This window comes from Zobellia sp. OII3 (genome assembly GCF_002211465.1).
GTDB classification, from domain to species: domain Bacteria; phylum Bacteroidota; class Bacteroidia; order Flavobacteriales; family Flavobacteriaceae; genus Zobellia; species Zobellia galactanivorans.
On the sequence record NZ_MWRZ01000001.1, the window covers coordinates 508,912 to 529,225 of the forward strand.

Annotated in this window: 8 protein-coding genes; all 8 read left to right on the forward strand. The window is 42.6% G+C overall.

Annotated features, from left to right (window positions below):
• Positions 1-291: 291 nt before the first annotated feature.
• The 8 genes from B4Q04_RS02185 to B4Q04_RS02220 all read left to right on the forward strand — a co-directional run bounded on the left by B4Q04_RS02185 (position 292) and on the right by B4Q04_RS02220 (position 20,149).
• On the forward strand, positions 292-2,724 hold the full coding sequence (locus tag B4Q04_RS02185) for a hypothetical protein (RefSeq protein WP_088695876.1): 2,433 nt from the start codon (positions 292-294) through the stop codon (positions 2,722-2,724).
• A gap of 74 nt (positions 2,725-2,798) precedes the next feature.
• Positions 2,799-5,969: a fibronectin type III domain-containing protein gene (locus B4Q04_RS02190; RefSeq protein ID WP_161496035.1), complete on the forward strand. Its 3,171-nt coding sequence runs from the start codon at positions 2,799-2,801 to the stop codon at positions 5,967-5,969.
• Positions 5,970-5,979: 10 nt separating this feature from the next.
• Entirely contained in the window at positions 5,980-6,510 is a 531-nt protein-coding gene (locus B4Q04_RS02195) for a hypothetical protein (protein WP_088695878.1), read from the forward strand.
• The gene (locus B4Q04_RS02200; protein ID WP_088695879.1) at positions 6,507-7,211 is read left to right on the forward strand and encodes a hypothetical protein; all 705 of its coding nucleotides are present in this window, start codon (positions 6,507-6,509) and stop codon (positions 7,209-7,211) included. Before B4Q04_RS02195 ends, B4Q04_RS02200 begins: the two co-directional genes overlap by 4 nt.
• Before the next feature lie 20 nt (positions 7,212-7,231).
• Positions 7,232-7,855 (forward strand): hypothetical protein, encoded by a 624-nt coding sequence (locus B4Q04_RS02205; protein WP_123772320.1) that lies wholly within the window; start codon positions 7,232-7,234, stop codon positions 7,853-7,855.
• Positions 7,856-8,099: 244 nt separating this feature from the next.
• Positions 8,100-13,106: a hypothetical protein gene (locus B4Q04_RS02210; protein WP_088695881.1), complete on the forward strand. Its 5,007-nt coding sequence runs from the start codon at positions 8,100-8,102 to the stop codon at positions 13,104-13,106.
• Between the two features lie 16 nt (positions 13,107-13,122).
• A complete protein-coding gene (locus B4Q04_RS02215; RefSeq protein ID WP_088695882.1) occupies positions 13,123-15,189 on the forward strand; it encodes a fibronectin type III domain-containing protein in 2,067 nt (688 codons plus the stop codon).
• 28 nt (positions 15,190-15,217) lie between these two features.
• Positions 15,218-20,149 (forward strand): T9SS type A sorting domain-containing protein, encoded by a 4,932-nt coding sequence (locus B4Q04_RS02220; RefSeq protein WP_088695883.1) that lies wholly within the window; start codon positions 15,218-15,220, stop codon positions 20,147-20,149.
• The last annotated feature ends 165 nt before the right edge of the window (positions 20,150-20,314 follow it).

The following is a 20,314-nucleotide window of genomic DNA, read 5'->3' on the forward strand; positions in this document are numbered from 1 at the left end:
ACTGGCCACGCGGACCAGCAAGTGGGCCCAGGACTGGAAAACCGGGCGTATTAAATACTTACAACAAAACAACACTTCCTACACAAACATTAATTTTTTTGTAGTCCCCACAAGGCCCATATTTACAATACACAACACGTACTTTTCTCATTATAAACACGATATATTAATTATAAAAAATCTGAAATTCATTACATTTCATCGAAATTTTTGTAGTATTTTTCGCTTTTTAACTTAAATTTAACGCGTTAAGAATACGAATCATTGTACCGATTATTAGTCCCCCTTCTTATGTGTTGTACACTTGGTTTTTCCCAAAGTATCAACTTTGATCAATTGGGCAAGGAGAAATGGCTCCGATATAATGGTGGTGTGTCCGCCAATGCTGTATACTATGACGGTACCGCCAACCGACAGGCACTGACTTATTATCTCACCGGAAGCTTAAACTTCAACATTGCCGGGGTGTACAATATTCCGCTTTCGTTCACCTATTCGAATCAAGAGTTCAATTTCCCCAATCCCTTTAACTTTAACCGCTTAAGCCTACATCCGTCCTACAAATGGGCTACTGCACATATCGGCGATGTAAGCATGACCTTTTCACCATATACCTTGGCCGGCCACCAATTTACGGGTGGCGGTTTCGACCTGAATCCCGAAGGGAAATTTCAAATAAGCGCCATGTACGGCCGCTTTTTAAAGGCCACCGAATACAACGAAGAATATCCCGAAGCCCTTACCGCCTACAAACGCATGGGCTACGGGGTAAAGACCGCCTATGATTTTGATTTTATGAAACTAGGGCTTATTCTCTTTAAGGCCAACGACCAGGAGAACTCCCTGAAAACTCCCTTTCCCTTGGAACTCGGACTTTCCCCCAAAGACAATGCGGTGCTCTCGTTCGAATCGGAATTCCGACTTTTCGAAAAGGCTAGGATTCACGTAGAATACGCTATTTCAGGTGTTACGGAGGACACTAGACTGACCGAAGATCCTTCATCTACCGGCCTGCTGTCCTTCCTCTTAAAAGAAAACATAAGCACCCAATACTACAAGGCCCTCAATGCTTCTTTCGATTATCCCGCGGGCAACGGAACCTTGGGACTAGGATATGAACGTATCGACCCCGAATATAAGACCTTGGGAGCCTATTATTTCAACAACGACCTCGAAAACATTACGGTAAACGCGAGCCAGTCGGTTTTCGACAACAAACTCAACCTCAGCGTAAACGCAGGATTGCAACGTGATAACTTAGACAATACCAAATCATCGGACCAACAGCGCGTCGTAAGTGCCGTCAACGCCAATTACACGGCCTCCGACCGCTTGGGGTTCAATGCATCGTACAGCAACTTTCAATCGTACACCAATATTCGCGACCAGTTCGACTACATCAACCAAGTAGGGACCTATGACAATGTAGATACACTGAACTATCGCCAGGTCTCTCAAAATGCCAACTTGGGCATCAACTATATCCTAAAAAAAACTGAGACCAAACAGCACAGTACCAACCTTAACCTGGTCTATCAAAACAGTACCAATCAACAAGAAGGCGAAACCATAGAAGGCGGGGAAAATTCGTTTTATAACGGTATGGCGGGCTACACCCTGGGATACCCCAAACAGGCCCTGAATATTTCCTTGGCCGCCAACGTTTCGTACAACACCGTAGCCGAGGACGACAACATGACCCTTGGCCCCACCCTATCTGTCGGCAAGCAGTTTTTCGACAAGCAACTCCGAACCAATTTTTCAAGTTCATACAATACGAGCTTCGCCAATGGGGAGCAGCAGAACAACATATTTAATTTTAGGCTGGGCAGCAACTATACCCTGTACAAAAAACACAACCTCAGCCTTAATTTTCTGATGCTTTTCAGGAATTCGGAACTCAATACGGGACGCGACCTGACCCTAACCTTCGGCTACAGCTATGCCTTTGACAACTTTAAGCTCGACCTTGATTCCCATAGGCGCAGTCCCAACGAACGCGACCCCCGCAGCAGGGAGAACACCTTGAGCTTCCGTTACCGCAATGTATCCTACAGCGGTACAATACCCGAACTGAACGAGCAGCTGACCAACGTATACGAAAGTTCACAATTTGCCAATATTCCCCAGTTTAAAAAAGACGAGCTTAAAATCCTTTTGGCCACTGTTAAAGAGCAAAAACGAGAGGAGAAGTATAAGGAGCAGGCCCTCACTTTTCTTGAGGAACTCTACGCCTATGACGATTTTCAAACCATTTATGACGATGCCCTTTATAACATAGTAATGTCGATAAAAGACGATATGAAGAAAGTGGACATGGCCTTGGAAAAGCTCTTCGTAGTCAAAAAACTGGAAGCCGACAAACACCCATTGAACGGAAAGGCCCCGAAAGACTATACGAACAAGGACAAAGCACTGGTGCCACGGTACGAAGCACTTTTAGAAGAACGGGAGACCCGTTTACAAAAACTGGTAGGGCATAGGTGGATGGAAACCCAGTTCGACGAGTTCTCCTCTAAGGAAGCCATACTGAAAGGCACAGGCTTTTTGCAAGAGTTTAAGGAAAATCAAGCCGTAAAAGCCTTTGAGCTTTATGAAAAAACCAAAAATCAAGAAAAACTGGAATACTATCTAGAAAACGAGATTATCGATTTCTATTATAAAAAATCGCTAAAAACAGTCAACCCCGAACTGTTTGAACTGAGATATATTAATAAGCAGTAGGCAGTGGACAGTAATTAGTGCTAAGAAAATTAAAAAACATTGAGTAGTTAATGGTTTACAGAGTTCTAAAAAACATGAAAAACAGCAGGTTACAATTGCAGCATTTCAATAAAGCGCTGACAAATTACCGTGGTCTCTTGCGAGACATAAATTGCAGACTGCAAACTGTTCTTTTTCATGCCCTCTTTTTCTTTCTATTGACCCTGACCTGCCTCCCCGCAACCGCCCAGTCCTTCCCCGTTCAGGTGATTCCGCAGGTTACCCCGCCGGCGCCCATCTATTTTTCCGATTATGCCGACGCGAGTACCTTGAGCAGTCCGCTGCGCGTGCAGATCGTCTTGAACGATTTTGAGATCGCCAACCGCGAGATACGCCTGCGCACCTATTTTGAGGGCGGGGGCATCAGTTTTCAGAGCAACGACGTTGTAGCAGGTGCCGAAAAACACTATTTGGAAGGAGGTGTTCCCCTGATACTCACCAACGTACAACTGGCCCCGTACTTTAGGTTCGAGAACATTAGCGGAATATCGCCCAACGTATACGGAAAGGCCATTCCCGAAGGCGCCTACTCCTTTTGTTTTGAGGTGTACGACGCCCTGACCGGCAACCGCCTGTCGCAGAAAAGTTGCGCCACCAGCGTAGTCTTTCAAAACGAACCGCCCTTTCTGGTCGCACCGAGAAACAAGTCCAACCTAACGGAAACCAATCCGCAGAACATCGTCTTCCAATGGACGCCACGCCACATCAACGTGAGCAATGTGGAATACGAACTGAGCATCGTGGAAATCTGGGACACCCAAGTAGACCCGCAACAGGCCTTTTTAAGCTCGCCCCCCGTTTTTCAGGTCACGACTACCGCCACCACCTACGTATACGGTCCGGCCGACCCGCTTTTTCTTTCGGGAAAAAACTACGCCTGGCGCGTACAGGCCAAGGCCAAGCAAGGGGTCGAGGAAATCGGACTCTTTAAAAACCAAGGCTATAGCGAGATTTATTCCTTCAGTTATGCCGGCACCTGCGACCTGCCCATCGGTATCAACCACGAGGTAAAGGGCAGTACCAATGCCAATATCTTTTGGGACGATTTCGCTACCGAAGTACCCGAATATACGGTGCGCTACCGCCAAAAGAACCTCGAGGGGGCAGAGTGGTTTACGAACAAGACCACTTCGAACCAAACCACCCTGTGGGACCTTAAGCCAGGCACCACCTACGAATACCAGGTGCAGAAACAATGTACGGTGACCGGTAGCGATTGGAGCACGGCCAAGGAGTTTACTACCTTTATCGCCGATGACGAAGCCAGTGTCTACGATTGTGGCATTACGCCCGATTTTGACGTTTCGAACAAAGAGCCCCTGCCCAGCATCTCCTCCGGTGAAAAATTTATCGCAGGCGACTTCCCCGTAAATATTTTAACGGTAAGCGGTAGCAATGGCCGTTTTACGGGCAAAGGATACGTGACCATCCCCTACCTGAACAACATTCGAGTGGGCGTAGAATTTACCAACGTGCTTATCAATACCGACAAAAAATTGGCCGAAGGCACGGTAGTCACCACCTACGACCCGAGTTTAAAGAACATTTTGGATGTTGATGAGGCCATTGCGACTGTAGATAATGCAGTGGAGGCTGTGGGGGATTTGGGTGAAAGCATAGACGACATTTTAAAGAACGTATTCGGAGAAGAAGACGCGGATGAAGAAAATGCTCCGCCAATGGATCCGGAAATCAATGAAGGAGAACCCGACATCACGGTATCGGAAACCACAAGTGGAAACCAAGGAAATACCTCGGCGAATCCCTCTAGCGGGAACGGAACAGGAATTGCAGATTCTGGGACAGGTCAAAATACGGTTGATACCGGAAATATAGCCTCTACACCAGATACTGAATCAGAAAATACGGCATCCAGTGGTGAGGAAGTAGTTATAGTTCATAATGGTATCGAATATAAGAATGGTGAAGTAATTGTTGTTCCCTATGATAAAAACAATTCCCACTATGCGTTTTCATTAAAAAATCACCCGGAAAACGCAACATTCAATTGGCAAGTATTGTATCAAGGAACAGACTACACTTCCAAGTATGTTACCAATGAACCCAAATACGACAACTTGGGTATTGACATGAAAAAGGTTTCCAAATTAGATGTTGTAGCAAATTATAACGACAAAAAAATACAGGTTAGGTTAAAAAGGGAACTTCAAGACTTTGAATTGGTAGATATTTATGCCAAGCCTGAAGACAGTCCAAAAAGGATTGCGAAAAGTGGCGAAAAATTATATCTAGTAAAAAAGTCTCCTACATCATTAATCAGCCCTAAACGTAAGGTAGATTTTAGTGTCCATATCAGTCCTGATTTATCAAAAGGTGATATTTCTACACAACATATTACGTGGTATTATGATACTCCCAACACACAATCTAATTTAGGTAAGGACTATGGTATAAAAGACATCCATTTAAACCTAACAGAACAAGAATCTACTTATTCGGTAAATGTAAAAGCGGGTAAACCGGATTTAATTGAGAAGGGGATTGATGTGGTTTGGGTTGAAGGCGGCACTTCACAATTTAATTTTCTGCCTACCGGTGTTTATAATGTCATAGTTTCAAAGTATGGTTCTCTTGAACAAATATTTGGGATATTTGATGATTATAGTATAGGTAGTATACCTGTCGTAATTGACCCAATAAAAGTAGGTGGTTCAAAAGCTAATATTGAAATACCAGATAGTAGAAAATACAAATATGTAGAAAAAGGATATATAAACGGAGGGCTCTCCGTATACTTTGATAAATTTTTCTCACCTCCGCAACTGGTTTTATTAGAAAGGACAGGGGTTGCAAAAATTGGTTTAACTCTAGAATTTCAAGCGGGTGTCAAATTAGAAGGGGGCGTTGAAAAAATAAAAATTGTAGAGAATGACTATTTTGAAAATGATGACCCTTATATAAAATTCAACCCTTATGGGTGTGCAACACTTAAATTGGGTGCCGAATTACTAGTCGCAAAAAATTTACTAGAAATAGATATTGGCGGAGATGTCAGTTCCTGCATAGGAGGTATTATTCAATATAAATTTGCTACAGAACAATGGGAGGGCCAGCTTTACTTTGACCCTTTAGTTCTTTCAGGCTGGGTAAAGGTTAAATCCAAAGGGTTATTGGATTTTGAATTGATAGAATGGAAAGATAGCTTTAAAGTTACAGATCGAAAAAGTGTGGATTTTCTAGATTAATGAAGTTATTATGAAAAATACAACTTCCTTTAAACAAGTACTATTTAACCTAATTTTTCTTTTCATAATATGTATGTCCCCAGCATACATAATTAATGTATATAGATGTGCCAACATTTTAGTCAATAAGGATAAATATTTATTAAAAAGATATAAAATAGATTCTATTTCTACGGGGATTATGTCCTCTAGTGGTTTGCCTGATGAAGCAACTAGTTATAATGTTTTTTTTAATGACAAAAAAGAAAAATTACAAATACCTATAGTAGATCAAAACAGATTTTCATTTTCACAAAGAACAAATAAAATATATGAAGATTTTGAAAAAAACATTTTAAAAGAGAATGGTTGGCTTAACCACTTTTCAAGTGATTCAATTAGCGTTTGGCAAGGCCCCAAATCGAATTTATATGGTTTTAAAAACGAAAAAGAATTGGATGTAACATCATTTCAATACAAACTAATCTTTAATCTTTTTCTAATACTAGTTACTATTCTTTGTGTCAGATACTTTGTAAACTACAAAAAACATAAAGCATGAAGCATAAATTAATACAAATTTTAATCCTGTTATTTTTCTCAATTTCTTGTAATGCCCAAGAAGAAGATGCCAACTTAATTTTAAGCTACCCAGAGGAATCCGAAATTTCCTTTTTTCAATATCCCGAAGGAACTTTCGCCAAGGCAATCTATAAAAGTCAAGCAGAGGCGACTAATGTATACCCAGAACAATTATTAGAGTCCATTATTTCAGCTACGAATCAAGAATGGGTCAATTACAACACTTTAGGAGGTGCCGAAAAGGCATCACAGAAAAAGCAAAGCCATTTTGACAAAATAATGACTATGGACAAGGACAATAATTATTTTGAACTTGACCATAAACTCACGTTTACAGTTGGAGATGTTCCCACCGCTATTATAAAATTTTTCACACATTTTGAAGGTATGGATGTCTTGTCCGGAGCCGCTGTTATGCAATTCGTAGATGGTAGATGGCAAAAAACTTCGCACCCATCATTATCAACCCTTTCTATTATTGTAATGCGAATGAAGTCTGAAGTGCTTGAAGGTATTGTGTTGCAAAATTCAGACGACCCAAATATAAAGGCCATTGCCGAAAGGGTATCCACTGAAGCGGGCTTGGATCTATCACTACTTGAAGAAGAATTCGGCAGCTGGTACAGTCCTGAAATAGATGAAACCAAAATTGAGTTGTACAAAGACCCAAGAACATGGTAATCAAAAAAAATGCTCTCAACATGAAAAATCTATTGTTCTTATTTATATGGACTGTTTCGCATTCAGTAATTGCGCAGTTAGACTATGAAAGTTTTATTGGGGAATCCGGCAAAATTTCTTTCAGCAAAGAATATTCCTATGCCAATCTTTATGACTATGAAGTAAATGCAAGCAAGGAAGACTCCGTAATCACCAGAAAGCTAAGCTCCACTATTCCCGAAGGTTTATTAACCGAAAGGTATGCCGCTGAAATTATGGAACGCGAAAGGGATTCGACCTCTTTTGAGATTCTTTTAAAATCCAGGTTGTTAGTAGATATCAACTCCGATAGATTATGCTTTATTAAATATTCGACCAGATTGAACGATAAAGAAACCGAAGAACAGATTTTTAAAACGGTACGTAGGGAAAATAAGTGGAATGTAAATGTAGAAAATGATGAGGAAACAGCATTGTTGGAGCAAATATTTAAAGAGATTTCTGTAGAAATGTTTTTTGAAATTTTCAATGACAGAGATAATCCCGATTATCCCGAACTAAACGAGTTAAAACCCCAAATTAAAAATGAAAATGGCGCAATTGACATAAAAAAGTTGGCAACCATAATAACTGAGAACAATAGTATTTTTCCAAAAAACGAATAGGGATTGCTATTTTATAATTGTATTCCCCGCTACCACAAGCCTCACGCTCGTAAATCCCCCACTACGACAAGTGCCATGCAGGCTTCGAAGGGGGTGCCCGGAGGGCGGGGATATAGGATAGAACCGATGCAGATAGAAGGAAAAAACAGAAAAGTGAATAAAACAAAAAGAAGAAAAAATAAAAAATGATTGAGCCTCCCTAGTTCCCTGGGGAGGTACATAAACACGAAAAAATTCACGTAGTATGAAAAACAACTACCTGTACATAGTTTCACTCCTATGCTTCGCTGCCGTCGTGTTCGGCCAATCGGCGTACGCCCATGGCAACCCCTGGGCACATTCAAGCTATTCCCTCCCGACCAACAATATCGGGTCAAAAAGCCTATCGACACCCGTAACGGAAAAAGACTCGACCTCGGCAAGTCCAAGCGACAGCGTTAGACTCAAAAAAGCCAAAGCTCAACAGTTGGTCCACTTACAACAATTGGCGGCCCTTCGCGGCTCGGTATTGACACCCGCCGTAACGGCCCCTATCCCCCAAAAAACAGAAGAAGCAGCCGTTGAGGAAGAAAAGGTGTTCCGTTCCTTCCCTTCCTTGGACCAGCAGTTGGCCCAAAGCCAAGATTTTAACGTATCCTTTGCCAATCGCGCACCTGAATTCAACGAAGCCTACCTGGCCGAAAACTTCCAGCAAAACCCTGCCGTAGAAAAACTGATCAACAATGCCAAAGGCGCCCTCGATGCCGTCAAGGAGCTCGGCAATTTTGTAGACATCATAACCGGCGAAGACCTATTGGAACTCCCGGTGGGACTCAAAAAGACCGACCAGACCTCCAACAACTCCGTGGAGCTCGCCATTACCGAGGTACAGTTCACCCCCGGCTATGCCCTTCTTAAAGTATGGGCCCGATTGATCATACCCGAAAAGGGCGAAGTTAAAAACGAAAAAGATCGTGGCATTGAACGTGAACTCTTTTTTGGCGCCGAAAACGTAAAACTATCCTATGACGGCGGCCTATCGGGCGACATGAGACTGGTGCTCTTGGGCAATCAGGCCATCCCCATTCAAGGCGACAACTGGCTATTGACCCTAAAAGGGGGGATCAACCTTAAAAAAAATACCTTCGACGACCAATCATATATTGAATTTGACTGCTCCGAACTAAAAGGCATCAGCCTTGAAGGGGATTTACGTGTTTCCAGAAACGTGCTCTTGCCCATTGACAAGAATGGGAACTACGTCTGTGGGGACAGCAGTGAAAACCAATACATGGAAGACAATGAAGAGGCTGTCGACAACAAGTGTTATGTGGGCACCTCGTTCAGTGTCAAGGCCGAAGGTTGGAACGACCTGTTGGTCGATGTCAATCTACCGCGTTTTGAAGTGGTGGGCCTCAAAGGCTGGGGCTTTGACCTAACTAAGGTAGTCTTAGATTTAAGCGATAGCAGAAACGCGCCCAAACTAGACCTCCCCGAGGAGTATGACCAGATCTACCCCGGTGAAGACAAAAAACTATGGCGGGGCTTCTATGCCGAAGAAGTGAAAATCATGTTACCCAAAGGTATAGAGAACACTAAAAAATCGAATGGCAGGGTTGAATTCGTAGCCGAAAATTTGGTATTGGACAGTCAAGGTGTCTCGGGCACTTTCCACGGAGAAAACGTCTTAAAAACAGGCGAAGGCGCCGCTGGCAAATGGGCCTTTACCATTGACGACGTAAGCATTTCCCTCTCCAGAAATTCCTTGACCGACGGATCCATCGGCGGAGATATTGCCGTTCCCATCTTCGAAGAGCCCATGGACTACAAGGGATACATAGCCCAAAACGGATATGGTCTGGAAGTGGGACTCAAGAGCAATTACAAAACCCCTGTATTCTTGGGTGAAATGCAACTGGAACGCAACTCTAGCGTAGCCATTAATGTGAAAGATGGCAATGTTTACCCCTCGGCCAACCTGACCGGACAGCTATCCGTTATCGGTGAAATAGGCCAAAAAGAGGGGGAAGCATCCCCTAGCGCCGAAGAAGCGAAAGCGAGTGGAAAGGGCTTCAGCTTTCCAGGAATCGAGTTTCAAGAACTAAAATTGGAGACCGAGCCCGGCAAAAAAACCATCAGTGCCGACAAGTTCGGTTTTACGGGAGAAATGAAACTCATGAACTTTCCGGCCTCCGTAGAAAACCTGAAGTTGGTCACCCCAAAGAATCAAGTGGGCCTATCCTTTGACCTAAAGATCAACCTTGATGGCGATGGATCACATGCCACTACCAGCATGGACATTATCGGCAAGTTGGAAGACGGTTCCAAAATCCACAAATGGAAATTTGAAAAAGTATCGGTCGATGGAATTGAGATCGACTACACCAAAGCCAATTTTCAAATTAAGGGTGAATTGGACGTAATGGAAGACGACCCCGTCTACGGCAACGGGTTTAAGGGGAATCTCACCGCCACTTTTAAAAAATTAAAGTTTAGTGCAGAAGGGAATGCCATCTTTGGAAATACAGATTTCAGATATTGGACCGTGGACATCGCCACTAACTCCATACAAAATGAAGGAACAACAAAACTACCCATTAAAGCCTTTGTTGGTGGTCTATCGTACAAAATGCAAAAGGTCAGCGGCAACAGTTCCGGTTTTGAACCGGGAACCGCAGTTTACGAACCCGATGCCAATACCGGGCTAGGGGTACGCGCAGGAGTCAAGATTACCACAGAAAATGCCGATGCCTTCTCTTGCAAAGCATACTTGGAAATGGAGTTCAATGCCCATGGCGGACTCAACCGAATCGGATTTATGGGCGAAGGGGCCATAATGGGCAAGGACGAATCAGGTCCCGATGACTTGAAGAAATCGGCCGAAGTAGCGGAGAAAGTTGACAAGTCGCTACGGGATAACTCCGCCGCCGCGGCAAATAAACGGTACGGTAATTTTATGACCACTGCCAAAGAATCGATTCCCATACACGATGTAGCCGCATCGGGCAAGGTTGGAGTTTACGTGGGTATCGAAAAAGACTTTGTTAACGACACCTTTGATGGGGAGTTTGAACTCTATCTAGACCTTGGGGCCATTAAAGGGGGTGGAGCCAATAATTTGGCCGGCTATGCCAAAATACACACTGGCCCCAACGACTGGTACATGTACATCGGTACGCCCGACCAACGGATAGATTTATTGTTTAACTCCGGTGTTCAGGTAAGGGTCGGCGGTTACTTTATGACGGGAACAAAATTACCGGCCCCAGGTGACATCAGTCCACACCCAACAGTTATCGAAATTTTGGGTAATGACATCTTAAGTGGCGAACGCAAAGACAATCAACTGGTATCCGGAAAAGGCTTCGCCTTCGGTATGAATTTCGGCTACGGCTATAATTTTGATTGGGGCTTATTCTACGCAATGTTAGAAATCGGTGCCGGTTTCGATGTTATGCATGCCTATTACCCGAATGCAAAATGTGTTGGCCGACCAGGGCCTGTCGGAAACAATGGGTGGTACAGTATGGGGCAAGTATACGCCTATCTCTACGGTGAATTTGGTGTTAAGGTAGACCTCGCCTTTATCAAAGGAAATTTCAAGATCGTAGAGGCCGGCGTTGCTACCGCGTTAAGAGGTCAATTTCCAAACCCCGTTTATATTCAAGGCTATGTGGGCATGTATTACAAAATCTTAGGCGGACGTGTTAAGGGAAGGATGAGGATGAAGGTAGAATTAGGGGAAAAATGTGAATTAGAGAACATAAACGACACTATTGGGGTGCCGATGATATCCGATCTTACACCTAGGGATGGAGACGATGATATTTCGGTGTTTGCCGCACCCCAAGCCGTTTTCAATTACGCCGTCAATTCAGACTTTACCGTTGACATAGAAGAGGAGGTCAGGACCTTTAAGTTACAGCTGCAAAACTTTACCGTCACTTCTGAAGGAAAAAAAATAAAAGGCACCTTGGAATGGAATGACACTAACGACGCGGTTACGTTCAAACCGGAACGGCCTTTGCCTTCGGAAAAAGAAGTAAAAGTGATAGTCGAAGTGAGTTTTGACGAAAAAATTAACGGTACATATAAAACCATGACCGAAGACGGCAAGCCTGTTGTAGAAAAAAAAGAAATCTCCTTTGTTACCGATAAGGCACCTGACCATATTGTATGGGAAAACGTGGCTTATTTGTATCCCGTGAAAGAGCAGCGAAATTTCTATCCAAAGGAATACAAGATGGGTTATGTCAAAATGATCCAGCCCCAAGACAATCTCTTCAATAAAGGCTTTGAAATTAGGGCCGAATTTGTATCCAGAGCTTCAGGGCAAGGTATCCGAACCCCTGTAAGTTATGATAAAAATAAGGGCATGGTCTTTTTTGATATTCCTGATATGGTCCTTGATGCAGAATACGACCTAAACCTAATGGTTTTTCCTTCGGGACAAGAAATCCCTACCGAAATCGTGGTTGAGGAAACCGAATTGTTGGAAGATGAAGATGCTGGGGACACGACATGGTTCGATCCCAACACAGATACGCAAAGCATCAAAAACACATCGGCCAGCGCAGTAGTCGCTAACAAAAAAGCATCAAGTGTCACCATTTCGAATGCCGCCCCAAAATCTATTTTTGAGTATAAATTTAAAACTAGCCAGCACAATACATTCAAAAACAAAGTTCGTTCTCTATCCGTCACCGACTATATAACGGATATCAAAACGGAGAATGTGCATGCCATTCATCTTACATTAGAAAAATATGAAAATTTTGAAGTCTCTGAACTTCTTGGATCAAAATATACAGAAAACGAACCGATGGTTTATGGAGAAGCAATTCTAAACGACAAATATTACAAAAACGACATTTTTCCCATTACGTACGATGGCTATCCTATTGATAGCATCGTTGTCAACCGTAATCCCGACATTCTTGGGTTGCCTCCTGTCAAAGCAATGTCCCTTCCCAATTGGTATAAATTCTATTTACTAAACGACAATCAAAATGTTTACGTAACAACTCGATACCCTTTAATCTATAACTTACCATCAACTTATCGATCCGATTTTATGCATACAAAATTGACTCTATTATCTAGATATGAAAAAAATGAAAGTTTCGACTACTTTATAAAATATAAACACATTTTAACTAAAAAGCATTTTCCTGCTTTAAGAAAGGAAAAATATGATACTAAGTTAATATATAGAACCCCAGGAGGTATTCATACCAATAGCTCTAGTATACAATTTAAACGCGTTGATTAAAAAAATTTAAGTTTTGATGACAAAATTAATTCCTATTTTATTAAGCCTTCTGGTTCATAATATTATTTGGAGTCAAGAAATGGCAAAGGTTCAAGTCTTAGCTAGACCTTTAGAGGACAAAGTACTCCTAAGATGGGCCGTAGACCAACCATTAGAATGGCAACAAGCAAACAACTATGGCTTTTTGGTAGAAAGAATAACTATCACAAGAAATGAAGAGCCTGTTCTTCCAATGGAAAGAAAAACACTTACACCTGTACCCCTTAAACCTAAGCCTATAGAGGAGTGGAAAGATTTAGCAAAAAAAAATAAGAATGCAGCCATTGTCGCCCAAGCTCTATACGGGAAATCTTTTGAAGTAAACATTTCCAATTCTGTCAGAAATCAAATCATGACAATAAACGAAGAAATGGAACGACGCTTCACATTTGCCCTACTCGCGGCTGATCAAAGTTATGATACCGCAAAAATAGCAGGATGGGGTCTAGAGGACACTTTGGTTAAAAAAGGAGAAACTTATCTTTACAAAGTTTCCGTGGCCATTCCTGACAGCACTCAAATCTACATAGAAGAGGGCACTGTTGACGCTAGTCTGGATTATTTCCAACCGCTTCCCAAACCAATTGGTTTGGTTGCAACCTTTGGGGACAAAACTGTTTTGCTAAATTGGGATTTCGAATCTTTAAAAGACATTTATACGAGTTACTTGATTGAAAGATCAGAAGATAGAGTAACATTCCACCAACTAACGGGCCACCCCCTGTTCCAAGCCCATAATAATGATAGCAAAAATCCATCCGCATCGATTTTTTATACCGATTCGATTGTTAACAATAAAAAGTATTACTATCGAGTAAGAGGCATTTCTCCATTCGGGGAAAACGGTCCTCCCTCCGATATAATTGAAGGTATTGGTTATGAAGCCTTGAAATTCACCCCTAGAATATATAAGAAAGAAATTCCGGACGATAATACTGCAATACTATTTTGGGAATTTCCAGAAGACGCCAATAAATTGATAAATGGTTTTGAATTAAACAGAAGTAATAATATAAATGGTCCATATGAAGCCGTAATAACCAATATACCACCAACCAGTAGAAAAGCTACCTATAAAAATCTAAAGCGAATCAATTATTTTAAGGTAATAGCTAAAGCTAAAAACAATAGTTCTTCTGCTTCATATGCCACAATCGTACAACCAATAGATTCGATTCCTCCAAGCCCCCCGACTGGCCTTAAGGGAGAGGCAGATACAACGGGTCTCATTAAACTTGAATGGACTAAAAACACCGAGGAAGATTTCTCAGGATACAGAATATTCCGGAGCAAGGACCCCTCTATAGAATTTTTTGAAGTCACAAAGGAAAATCTCAAGAAAAATGTATTTGTCGATACATTAAACATGAAATTGAACAAAAATATTTACTATAAAATAAAAGCGTTAGACCAAAGATATAATGCTTCCAAATTTTCAGAGGTTTTAAAAATAGAATTACCAACAATGTCAGCCCCTTCTCCTCCCGTCATCAATAATTATAAGGTTACGAACGACGGTATTGAAATTACATGGACGCCAAGTACGAGTAGAGATATTATATCCCACGACGTATATAGAAATGCATCAATCGAAAAAAAATCGTATTGGAAACTTATTGCATCGATTCCTATTAACGAAAAAACTGTTTTTGTTGACACCGAAAAAAAGGAAACAAATATTTATAATTATGTAATAATAGCAAAAACGAAGGGGGGACTGGAAAGCAATCCATCAAAACCAATTCAGATTAATTACCTCGGTGAAACATCTAAGGGCGAAATTGGAAAATTCAGTGCAGTTCCCAATCGAGAACTACGCTTTATTCATTTAACATGGAAAGCAACCCACGACAATGTTTCCGAGTATCGTTTATACAAATCAGTTGGGGAAGAGAGTTTAAAACTTTTTAAAACTTTCGATGGAAAAACAACAAAGTATTCTGATTATCAATTGAAAATAAACTCTAAATACAGCTACGCACTACAAATTGTTTTAAACTCGGGCAAACAGTCTGTAATAAAAAAAATTGACGTAATGTATTAAAGAGCATGGTCTATAATAAAATAAGCTTATGAAGTATTTTCTTTTTTTAGCCCTTTGCTTATTTGGCACAAGAGTATTCGGACAAAACCCTACAACTTATAAAGTCATTATAGAAGGTAGACTACCTTCTTATTCGGCATCAGGGGGTGATGGAACAATCACAGTTTTAGGTGGAAATGTAAACTTCACCTTCAGAAATAATGACAAGCAAAATGTGCTCATTAACGAAGAACTAGAAAACAAATCCTTCAGTTCATTATATCTACGCACGCAATATTACCCAGCCCCAAGTTCTTGTACTCCTTCAACACCTACTAGCAAAACTAGTCCTGTTGAAAAATTAATCCCCTCACCTGACAATGTAGACCCCACTTTTCCTGGATCAATAGACTATTGTCAATCTAATTTTCAGGTAAAGGCCATTCCTGAGAATATGAGTATTTCTACCGATAGCCATTCGGAGTGCATTGGAGGAACGATAGACTTGAGTAACACAGACAATTACCCTAGTCAAGCTAGAATCTGGAATTTTAGGGTGCAAACACATAACGGTTTCCCCAGTGTTAGTGGTCAAATACCTAACGAGTTTTTAACTCCTGAAAAAACAAGAGCCTCATTTACAATGTACGACCTTATAGGTGAGCAAATCAAAAATTACGCTGGAAGTAAAGTGGAATTTTTTATGGGTTATTCAGGTTTTATCTATTCCAATATTATAGAAGTCACGATTGAAGAATGCACCCCATCAGTAGAAGTCCATCCTATACACGCATCTTGTTTTGATAGTAAAGGTTCTGTAGAGTTAAGCTTTTCACGTGCTTTAAACACCGAAGAAAATGAATACATCCTAGTAGAGTTCAATGACACACCTGACGGTTTTATTATTCCAAGCCATAGTTACAACATAGATGTATTAGACTCAACCAATTCTTTCAGTTTCCCTTATGATTTTGTACAAGGCACCTATCTAATCCACTATCAATCATGGATTGACCCAGATGGCCCTGGAAACAATCCAGAATACCCCATAGGTAATGGTTTCCCCGTTTCATTCACCATCAACCAACCCTCCGAAATCATCCCCTCGGCCACCATAACCCAAGCCTCTTGCGATAACCCCAATGCCGTCATAAAATTCGCGGCAACGGGAGGTAATAATTTGGATACAAGTGGCACCTACTACTACTCGTACCAGCTTAATGGTGCGGGCGATTGGCACAATGTTACCGGGAACGAGGTAGAGATTACCCCTACCGATACAGATCAAACAGTCAACATACAAGCTTTTTACCGCTTAAACGGACAGAGTGAAGAGGACCAATGTGGCAGCTCAACCGTGCTTTTAGATACCAAAATAAATGCCGCTATCCCCAATTTGGAAATTTTGGAGACAAAGGCAGGTGTTGCTCCCTCTGCCGGAGGTCCCGATTATTTCATTACCTTAAACTACGAAGGTGGAGTACCGAATTATACCTTTCAACTCGAAAAACTGAATACGTCCACCTCGAGCTTTGAAGTAGTCGCAAACCCTGATTTTTTGCATAATTCAATTAATAAAAGTGCCCAATTTTCCGGTCTGGAAATCGGCACTTATAGAATCGTAATCACCGACGGCAATGGATGCACCGAAACCTCCGACAATACCATTGTTACCGCATCTCCTCCCCCAACCATTGAAACGGTCGAATCTTTCCCTATGTCGTGCTCTGGCGACCAAGCTACCATAGCAGTAACGGTTTCCGGCGGTCTAACCCCTTATAACTACCAATGGACCATTAATGGTAGCGTTTCCGCAACACAAACGACTTCTTCCCCTCAAATTTCGCTTAACAACTTAACCGAACCAGGGACGTATGTTCTAAAAGTCGCCTCCGATGGTTTTACTGATTTTGACGATGCTTCAGGCTACGTTAGCACTTCCATCGAACTTGAAGCCCCTGTAGCAGTTGTTATAGATCAAGGAAATACGTCGATTACACCTATTAGCTGTTACGGTGCCCAAGATGGAAGTATTCTCGTGGCCGTATCGGGTGCGACAAACTATGAATACAAGCTCGATGCCTATGACGATTGGCAAGATTTGGTCAATTTTACCATCCCCATCGCTACGGGAGGGGTGTACGACCTATACCTGCGGGACAAGGATACCCAGTGTGAGGCCACTCCATTGCTAGACTCCTTCCTCGTAGAAGAGCCTTCCGAAATTATAGTCTCGGAAAATACCGATGCACACATGAATGTTAGCTCAAACGGAGGTAACGATGGCTCCATAGTCATTAACGTCTCGGGAGGACTACCGGAAATCGATCCTAATGAAGAATACACCTTTAATTGGATAGGAACAGGACCTAACAACACCTCGTTCTCTAGTAACACTCAAAATATAAGCGGACTTACCGCAGGATTCTACGAAGTAACCGTCTCCGACGCCAATTCTTGTACATCCGCCACCTTGTCGATTGAAATTACGGAACCCGGTCCCTTGGCCATAAACAATGTGGAAATTGAAAACCAGATAACTTGTTCCGCTTCCAATGACGGTTCTATAAGAGCCGATGTTATCGGTAATACGCCCATTACCTTCGAATGGTGGCGCAACGGCTCACTATACGACGTGCTGGTCGACCAAAATACCATCTCCGATCTGCCACCCGGGGAGTATCAACTTTTCCTAAAAGATCCATCCGTGCCAACACCCCTAGAGAGTACTATCATTGAACTCGTCGCTCCGAGTACCCTAATGGCCGATGTCGCCAGCTCTTCTACCTGTTCCGGTATCGATAGGGGTACGATTAGTATCTCTAACGTTACGGGGGGTACGCCCGGAGCCTTGCAAGACTATACCTATAGTATCGACAACGGCAATTCCTTTCAAAACTCTCCCCTGTTCGAAAATGTTCCCGCAGGTAATTATACCGTTATAGTACGCGATGGCAATGGATGTGAATTCGTCCAGACCGATGTTACCGTTGACCAATACCCAATAATAACGTGGGATTCCGATAATACCATCGTCGTTCACATAAGTGCCGCCGGTCGGAGTGATGGGGCCATATCCCCGGTATTCACAGGCGGAACACCTCCTTTCAGCTATAACTGGACAGGCCCTGGTATAAATGGAACGACCACCAAAGACATCAATAACCTAATGGAAGGCGCCTATACCGTTACAGTAACGGACAGTAACGGGTGTACCCTTCAAGAAAACTTTGAGATTTTAGAACCCGGAGAACTGACCGTCGTTCTTGAACAAACCGAATTCTTATTGTGCCATGGCGATGACTACGGCGAAATCATGGCCCGTATCGAAGGAGGGGTCGAGCCCTACACCCTTGAATGGTACCAAAGTTCTCTCGGCTCCGACAATCTATTAAACGAGGAATCACCAATCTTGGGGGACCTAAGCGCAGGAACCTATTTTTTAAGGGTAACCGATGCCAATGGTATAATTAAGGACGCCAATCCTATTTCCATTGCCGAACCTGACCTGCTAGAGGTTTCTATAGAAGACACCACTGATATACTTTGTGATGGAGAGGCAACAGGTGCCGTGACCGTAAAAGTTGAAGGGGGCACGCCCCCGTACATCTATATATGGAGCAATGGGGAAAGCAATCAGAACCTAGTCGGAGTAACGGCAGGGGAGTATATCCTTGAGGTAGTCGACGATAATGGTTGTTCCGCTACGACTACGGCTATAGTAAAACCAGCACCTGACCCCTTGCAGATCACAGACACCAATATAACCCATGCCTCTGAATACCAAGCCAATGACGGTAGCATCTCCCTACAACTTGATGGTGGTGCATTTCCATTCGACATCAGCTGGCTACGCTTATCCGACAATAGCCCTATCGGTGACCAAGAGACTATTTCCGGGCTATCTGCCGGTTTTTACCTAGTATCTATTTCCGACGATAACAACTGCTCTATAAGCGAAACGTATGAGATTACCCAGCCCGACATCGTAGAGGAAACTATTGTACGGCCTAGCTGCCATGGCGATACCAACGGTAGTATTTCCATTTTGGTAAACAAAGGCAATGGCGCGTTTACCTACGAATGGAGTACCGGGGCCACCACTAGCAATATTGAAAACCTTGGTGCGGGAAGTTACACGGTAACCATAGACGGATTTGGTGACGGCCCTTTAACCCGGACCTATATTCTTGAAGACCCCTTACCCCTACAGGTAGACCTTGGGGAAAACCGCACCCTATGTGCAGGTCAAGAATTAGTTTTAGATGCCAGTGTGGAAGATGGGCAAGCATCTTACACTTGGTCATCCGATAATGGGTTTACGAGCAATGAAGCCAAGGTAAGCTTGGTGGAGAGCGGTACATATACGGTCAGGGTATCGACACCAACAGGTTGCTCGGCAGAAGGAAGCGTAAGGGTAGATGTAAGTCCCGAAGAAATAGATGCCGAATTTGCGGCTTCTACCCAAGTATTTGTTAACGAAACGGTCGTTGCCGTTGATATCAGCTATCCCCTGCCCGATAAATCGGAATGGATACTACCTGATGAGGCGACCATATTGAAGACCGATAACGATGAGGCGGAGTTTAGGTTCGATCAACCTGGTGAATACGAGATAGGAATCATAACCTCAAGAGGCGACTGCTGGGCACAACAGACTAAAAAAATAATTGTGTTGGAGGCCGACGCCACAATTAAAAAGGAAAATACCGAAAACGGTAAAAAACTTATCGATGAGTTTATCGTATACCCGAACCCCAGTAGCGGTGAGTTCACTGCAGACGTTACACTCTCCGAAAGGGGCAACATCAGTATCAAAGTATTCAGCTTGGCAAATAATGCGCTTATAGCCTCTAAAAAAGATCGTGGGGAATCATCGTACAACATTCCTTTTGACCTTTCGGGGTTTCCCGCAGGCGTCTATGCCGTATTACTTGAAACCCCCTATGGAAAAACCTTAAGAAAAGTGATTATCAAATAAAACCACATCAATTATAAATCCCCATAGAAAAAGCCCAAAACTTATCCTTTGGGCTTTTTCATTTTTTAAACTGCCGTAAGCGGCCAACACTATTCTAAAATGCATGATTGCCTTCTGGAACGATTCCATTCATTTTTCATTCATGCCAAAACAAAAAAAAGCCGC

Coding starts and splice junctions, on each gene's coding strand:
- B4Q04_RS02185 (WP_088695876.1), top strand. CDS start 292: ATGTGTTGTACACTTGGTTTTTCCCAAAGTATCAACTTTGATCAATTG.
- B4Q04_RS02190 (WP_161496035.1), top strand. CDS start 2,799: ATGAAAAACAGCAGGTTACAATTGCAGCATTTCAATAAAGCGCTGACA.
- B4Q04_RS02195 (WP_088695878.1), top strand. CDS start 5,980: ATGAAAAATACAACTTCCTTTAAACAAGTACTATTTAACCTAATTTTT.
- B4Q04_RS02200 (WP_088695879.1), top strand. CDS start 6,507: ATGAAGCATAAATTAATACAAATTTTAATCCTGTTATTTTTCTCAATT.
- B4Q04_RS02205 (WP_123772320.1), top strand. CDS start 7,232: ATGAAAAATCTATTGTTCTTATTTATATGGACTGTTTCGCATTCAGTA.
- B4Q04_RS02210 (WP_088695881.1), top strand. CDS start 8,100: ATGAAAAACAACTACCTGTACATAGTTTCACTCCTATGCTTCGCTGCC.
- B4Q04_RS02215 (WP_088695882.1), top strand. CDS start 13,123: ATGACAAAATTAATTCCTATTTTATTAAGCCTTCTGGTTCATAATATT.
- B4Q04_RS02220 (WP_088695883.1), top strand. CDS start 15,218: ATGAAGTATTTTCTTTTTTTAGCCCTTTGCTTATTTGGCACAAGAGTA.